Annotated in this window: 5 protein-coding genes; 1 reads left to right on the forward strand and 4 read right to left on the reverse strand. The window is 65.8% G+C overall.

Translation table 11 applies throughout. The features are described 5' to 3' along the window. Positions 1–52 precede the first annotated feature (52 nt). The 4 genes from VGR67_09895 to VGR67_09910 all read right to left on the reverse strand — a co-directional run bounded on the left by VGR67_09895 (position 53) and on the right by VGR67_09910 (position 4,954). Positions 53–2,803 (reverse strand): protein kinase, encoded by a 2,751-nt coding sequence (locus tag VGR67_09895; protein HEV8336717.1) that lies wholly within the window; start codon positions 2,801–2,803, stop codon positions 53–55. 218 nt (positions 2,804–3,021) lie between these two features. After that, positions 3,022–3,348 (reverse strand): hypothetical protein, encoded by a 327-nt coding sequence (locus tag VGR67_09900; protein ID HEV8336718.1) that lies wholly within the window; start codon positions 3,346–3,348, stop codon positions 3,022–3,024. Positions 3,349–3,393: 45 nt separating this feature from the next. Then, positions 3,394–3,591 (reverse strand): cold shock domain-containing protein, encoded by a 198-nt coding sequence (locus VGR67_09905; protein HEV8336719.1) that lies wholly within the window; start codon positions 3,589–3,591, stop codon positions 3,394–3,396. Between the two features lie 265 nt (positions 3,592–3,856). Then, positions 3,857–4,954: an alpha/beta hydrolase gene (locus tag VGR67_09910; protein ID HEV8336720.1), complete on the reverse strand. Its 1,098-nt coding sequence runs from the start codon at positions 4,952–4,954 to the stop codon at positions 3,857–3,859. 489 nt (positions 4,955–5,443) lie between these two features. Here VGR67_09910 and VGR67_09915 point away from each other — a divergent pair, with 489 nt between their 5' ends. Then, complete coding sequence (locus VGR67_09915) at positions 5,444–5,959, forward strand: hypothetical protein (GenBank protein HEV8336721.1); 516 nt, start codon at positions 5,444–5,446, stop codon at positions 5,957–5,959. Positions 5,960–6,290 lie beyond the last annotated feature (331 nt).

Consider the following 6,290-nt stretch of genomic DNA (forward strand, 5'->3'; position numbering starts at 1 on the left):
GTCGCGGCGAGGTGGCCGACCCCTATTGCCCAGAGTCATCCGAGTATTCGAATCAGCGGAAATCGGTGATCAGGATGACGTCGCTGGTTACCTGGCCGCGCGAGAGGATGAGATGTCTCCCGTCGGGCGACCAATCGTACGAGAAGATCTGCCCGGTCTTGGAGTCGGTGATCGGCTTAGGCGGAGTCCCATCCAGCGGCTGCTTCCAGATGTTGGAGACTCCGTCGGTCTCCCGGGTGTAGGTGAGGCCGTCCCCCGTCGGGGTCCAGCGGATCGTAAGCCCATCCGGAAAGGGAATCGTGTGGATCGCCGGTCCGCCTTGCGAGGGAAACACCTGCATCGCCCGCTCGAGCCGGTTCCCTTTGGGGACGAACGTCTCGCAGGCGATCAGCCTTCCGTCCGGCGAGAAAGCAGCGGCGCCGAGGGAGGTCTCGACGATCTTGACCGGCGCTCCCCCTTCGATCGGGATCTTCCAAATCTGCGACCCCTTGATCGTGACGTAGAGCAGCCAGCGGGCGTCGGGAGAGAGAGCCAAGAGCCGTTCGCCCTCCCCCTTCGTGACCTGGCTCGGATTGCCGCCATCGAGATCCATTTTCCAGATATGGGGAGGACTGTTTCCCTGCGTCGACGTGAAGGCGATCACGTTGCCGCCCGGCGAGACCGCGGGACCGAAATTGAAGGCTGTTCCCTGCGTCAGGCGGGTCCGGCGGCCGCCGTCGGCCGCGATGCTCCAAAGGGACACCGAGTCAGCCTCGGCGACGGCGAAGACGATCGAATCGCCCCCCGCGCCGGCCACGTCCCGGATGGCATCCTGATTCTCCGAACCGAACGTGATCTGCGTCGTCGAGGAGAGATTTCCCGCCGGGGCGACCCAGAGGTTGGCGATGGTGTTCGTCCGCGTCGCCGCGAGCGCCTTCGAGTCCGCCGTGACGCTGATGCCGTCGTATTCGCTCAGGTCGTTCGAGACCCTCCGGATCTCGCCCGCCGGATAGGAAAGCAGCCAGGCTTGCCTCAGCAGGCCGCCTTTCCGGACGCCGGTCACCGCCAGGCTGCTGCCGTCCGGAAGCCAGACGAGACTGCCCAACCGGATCCACTCCGCATCGCCGATCGGCTTCTGGCGGCCATCCGAGACCGCGACCTCGACCACTCCGCTGGCGGCCCCTTTCTCCTGATCGTTGACGATGGCGGCGATGCGCCGTCCGTCCGGAGACCACGCCGGCGCCAGGAGGGCGAACTCGTCGGGGGGTTTCCGGATGGCCAGCTTCTGCTCCCCGGTTCCGTCGGCGCCCGCCACCATCAACACGTATTCGGACGACTGCGGATAGCCTCGCATGAAGGCGAGTTTCTTTCCATCGGGTGAGAAGCTCGCCGCGGTATCGATGTCGAAGAGCACCTTGCGAGCGGGACCTCCCAGAAAGGGAATCTGGTAGAGGATCGAATAGCCGGGCCCGACGGTCTCCTGGTTGATGTAGTAGACGTAATTCCCGTCGGGCGAGAACGAGACTCCGCGGAAGGGAGTCGGCAGCGGCTCGACGATCCGCACGTCGCTTCCGGTCGCGACCTGGCGAATCCAGAGGCTGTACTTGCCGGCCTCCTTCACGACGTTCGCGACGTACCTTCCATCCGGTGACAGCGCCGCGTTCTGGACTTTCCCGCTGGTCGTCAAGCGGGTCATCTTCATGGTCTGGAAGGGGGCGGAAGCGGCCGCGCTCGCCGGCGCCCTGCGGAGGAGCCCGTAGATGCCGAGGGCGATCCCGACGATGCCGACGGCGACCGCGGCGATGATTCCCGGATGGAATCGGCGGCCAGGAGCCGGGGTCGCGGCAAGAGCCGGCGGGGAGGATCCCGAGATGGGAGTCCGTGAATCCGACGACAGCGACAGATCGTCGAACTCCTCGACGATCTCGTTCAGCTCGATCGCCAGGTCCTTCATCGACTGCAGGCGCTGGTCGGGAGCTTTCGCAAGGCACCTCCGGATCACCCTCCGAAGCTCCGCGGGAGTCGTGGGGCTCGACTCTTCGATGGGGGCGGGCTTGTCCCGCAGGATCCGGTGCATGATCTCGACGTCGGAGTCGGCGGCGAAGGGCTTCGCCCGCGTGGCCGCCTCGTACAGGATGCACCCGAAGGAGAAGATGTCGGAGCGGTGATCCACCGCCTTTCCCTGGACCTGCTCGGGCGACATGTAGCCGACGGTCCCCATCACCGCGCCTTCCCGCGTCCTCTCCCGGGTGGCGGTCAGGGCGCTCGTCGCGCCGTCCGCGCTCTCCTTCCTCTCGGTGAGCTTCGCCAGCCCGAAATCGAGGATCTTGGCGTAGCCCTCCTTCGTGATCATGATGTTGTCCGGCTTCAGATCGCGGTGAACGATTCCCGCCGCGTGCGCCTTGGCGAGCCCTTCGGCGGCCTGGGCGAGGTAGCGCAGAAGCGTGCGCAGGTCGGCCTTCTCGTGATGGATCTGGTGCTTCAGGGTGTCGCCGCTGATCAGCTCCATGGCGATGAAGTGAACGCCGGCGCCGGATGAAGCTACCGCCTCCGGCGCATCGCCCGGCCGGACCTCGGCCTGCCCGATCTCGTAGATGGTCACGATGTGCGGATGGCTGAGGGAGGAGGCCGACTTGGCCTCCTGGACGAAGCGCCGCACCCGCTCTTCGTTCTTCGTCAGCTCGGGAGGCAGGATCTTGAGCGCCACGGCGCGTTCCAGCGTCAGGTCCTGCGCCAGATAGACCTCGCCCATTCCGCCGGAGCCCAGCGGCGAGATCACGCGATAGTGGGAGATTGCCGTTCCGGACTGGATCGAGACGCCCATTCCTTCCCCGGAGTTCCGCTCAATCTATCCGAGCGGGGGCCCGCCGCGCAAGCGACGGCTTCCGTCGACGTCACGAGGAGCCAAGGTGTCAGGAAGCGGAGTTCCCGCGTCCCGAAGCTGCGCAGCCCGTTTCCATGGGCATGCGCGAAGCGAGTTGTGGCCGCGAGCGGTACGGAGGAAGGGGGAAAGCATGCCGGAGGCGAGGACGGCGGACCGCGCTACCCGATCGTGCGCGCGTATTCGGCCTCGTTGGCGCTGCAAGCGATAATCTTGAGGTTCATGGGCAGCCGGCCTTCGCTGCCGATCTTGTGCATGATGCTCAGGATGTTCCGCCGAATGTCCTCCACCCGGTCGGTGGTCAGGTTTTCGTGAATGAGCTTGCCGACGTAAATGTCCTCGCCCACCCGGCAGACGCGCAGGAAGGTCGAATCCTCGCCGCTGAAGTACTTCTTGTCGACGTCGCCCAGCGATTCGAGGCGCTGTCGCAGCGTGTTGTCCGCTTTGAACCCGATGAAGATCGGCTGGTTGATCAGGAGTTCGAGCACGTCACCTCCCTGCAAGGCTCTGCCTTGACTCCGCGGGACCCCGTATTATGTCAGGCGGATGTTGCGCGCTCGCGGACCTTTGACGTCGGTCTCGCGGTCGAAGGAGACGTTCTGCCCTTCGGTGAGGGAATCGAATGATACCGACTGGCACTCGCTGCGGTGAAAAAACACTTCTTTTCCGTCCGCAGCCGCGATGAAGCCAAACCCACGATCCGTCAGTTTCTTGATTCTTCCCGTTTCCATTGGTGCCACCTCCCTGCCTCGTTAAGTGAGATTGCACTATATCACGGATGGGCCGATAGTTTCGGCTATATCGAGGAGGGATCGGCGAACACGCTGATCTGCAGGGGTTACGCCGGCTCCATTCAAGCAGGCATCGCTCCGATCGACAAAGACTGGGGCAGCGAGGCGCGCGCGCCCGGGTCAGATTGGCCGCTGCGGCGGATCGGACAGAAGGATAGGACGGCGATCGGCGCCTGGCAGGAACCGCGTGAGGAAGGTCCCGTCCCTATTTGCCGCCACTGCGGCCGCTGTCGGCGGCAGGGACGGCGGCCTGCCGCACCAGCCAGTCACGCATGAACTCCTCGACCCCGGCGAGCAGCGGACATTGCGTCAGCTCGCCGTCCGCCCGGGCGGCGCAGAGCATGTGGTCGGCCCCGGGGAAGACGCGCGCGGTCAACTGGGCGGGCGGGACGAGCCCCGCAAGCCGGGCCGCCGTCTCCTCGGTCGGCGTGAGGTCGTCGCTGCCGGCGAGCACCGCGAGCACCGGCGCCTTCAGCCGCTGCAGATAGCCGGCAGGGTCGAAGCGCGCCTGCCTGAGAGGACGGATCGGCCCCTCGCGGTGGGCGATCACCCACGCCGGCGGCGGCACCTGGCGCGAGTCGACGACGACGCGCAGCGGCAGGCGCTCGAACCACTCGCGATCGCGGATCGCCTTGATCGCCTCTTGCGCCTCGCTCTGGAGGGCCGCGGGCTCATCGCTGTTGTAGTACGCCGTCAGCGCCCGCTGCGCCCGCAGGACGGCCTGCAGGTCCGCCTCGTCGAGTCCCAGACGCCGGAGCATCGCCTTGCTCTGGAACAGCTGCTGCTCGAGCACCGGCACGCCGCCGCCCACCACCAGGACGACGAACGCGACGTGCTCGAGCTGCGCGGCGGCGAGCGGCGCCACCCAAGCTCCCTGGCTGCGCCCCCAAAGCCCGAGGCGCGCGCCGTCGATTTCGGGTCGGGAGGCCAGATAGCGGGCCGCCGCCGACGCATCGGCCGCGAGCGGCTCGAGGTCCTCATTCTCGTCGAAGCTGCCGCCCGAGGCGCCGACGCCGCGCTTGTCGTAGGTCAGAGTCGCGATGCCGTAAGCGGAGAAGTCGGCCGCGTGCAGCGCGTTCGGCCAGCCGCGCGTGGCGCGGCCGGAGCCATGGATCAGGATGATTGCGGGATGCCGGCCCGGCGCATCGGGCAGGTAGAGCGTCCCGGCGAGGGAGACGCCACCGCTGGGGAACGCCACTTCCACCCGCTTGACGGGATAGGGCGGAGTCCCGCCCAAGGCCGCGCCGGAAGCCGTGAAGGCGGCGAGCAGCAGGACACTGACGGCAAGCTTCGGTGAGGTCATTCGATGTCTTTTCGCGCTACGCCCGCCCGACGCGGACGTCGCCATCGCGTTATACGCGGAAGTCCGCCGCGAGGTTTCGCACCGGCAAATTCAGGCAAGGAGAAGATTCCTGAGGAAAAACCCCTCAAGGACTTTTTATCCAAGGAGCGCAGGTCAGGGCGCTCAGGACGGCGCGGCCGGGGCCGAAGCCGACGTCGGCGCAGGAGTTTCTGGCGCGGTCAGGCGTTTCGAGGCGCAGAAGGACGGCAGCTCGACGGCGGGGCAAAAGTAAGGCAAAAGGGCTCACGTCAGGCGCAACTCATCCGGCGCTTTGGCGATGTCGACCGAGAGCAAAAATATACGAAGCTCCCGTGGCTCGGTCAATCCTGAAACGAGCCGCGGGATGGGACTTGGGGTCGCCTTGCTCGCCTCTCCCGCGGTCACTATATTCCCCCGCTGATGAGGCTTCGCACGCTCGCGCCAATTTTGAGAAAACGGAGGCCATGGACCATGAAGGATTTCCGCGTCGCGCTGGTTTGCATCCTGCTATCGCTGAGCTTTTCGCGGGATGGCTTCCCGCAATCGAAGATCACCGTGCACACGAACGCCGAGCCGACCGAATTCCATTCGCCCATGGTCATGGACGTGCCCCTGGAGGGACTCAAGAACCTGCCGATGGAAGAACCCCTCATGATTTCCGACTTCGCCAAGTATCATTGCGACGACGTATCGATCAAGCTTCTCGAGGTATCGCGACGTCAAATCGGGCCGACCGATTCCCAGTTGATCACGAAGGCCAAGGTGGTCGCGCGGCCGACGCGCGACAAGAACGTGCGCCTAGTATTCGACCTGATGGTCGGCGAGAAGCAGGTCCTGAGCTGGAATATCGACGAGATCGAGGTCGAAGAGGGCGAACAGGCGACTGCCAAGGAAAAGTCGCCGAAGATCCCGTGGAAAGATCTGGACGGTTTGCTCCGCACCAATCCCGCCCCTTACCTGCGCATCTCGATGAGCGTCAGCGATTGACGACCGGGACACTCGCCTCCGCCTTCCGCCCTCTCGCCCATTAGCCGCCGAGGCGAGACCGACGGGCGCGTGCCGGCGACAGCTGTTCGGCCTCGAGCCCCATGATCCGGCGACTTTCCTCGCCACGGCGTTGCTGCCTGCTGTCTTCCCGCCAAGGCGCGACACGGGCGGAGCCCCTGATCGCCCCGCGCTAGTGTTGCGTTTCGGAAATCATGTTAACACCGAGGTCGCCGAGGCGCCCGGATCGCAAGGCGCGCCAGAGCGTCGCGTACCCAAGGCGGTACGCAAGCGAGGCGCAACGCGGCGAGCCGGGATGGATCGGGGGCCGAAT

It is taken from the genome of Candidatus Polarisedimenticolia bacterium, from assembly GCA_036004685.1.
Classification (GTDB): domain Bacteria; phylum Acidobacteriota; class Polarisedimenticolia; order Gp22-AA2; family AA152; genus DASYRE01.

Bases quoted from the DNA above. Each gene is read 5' to 3' on its own strand.
- VGR67_09905 (HEV8336719.1), bottom strand. From the start codon at position 3,591: ATGGAAACGGGAAGAATCAAGAAACTGACGGATCGTGGGTTTGGCTTC.
- VGR67_09915 (HEV8336721.1), top strand. From the start codon at position 5,444: ATGAAGGATTTCCGCGTCGCGCTGGTTTGCATCCTGCTATCGCTGAGC.
- VGR67_09895 (HEV8336717.1), bottom strand. From the start codon at position 2,803: ATGGGCGTCTCGATCCAGTCCGGAACGGCAATCTCCCACTATCGCGTG.
- VGR67_09910 (HEV8336720.1), bottom strand. From the start codon at position 4,954: ATGACCTCACCGAAGCTTGCCGTCAGTGTCCTGCTGCTCGCCGCCTTC.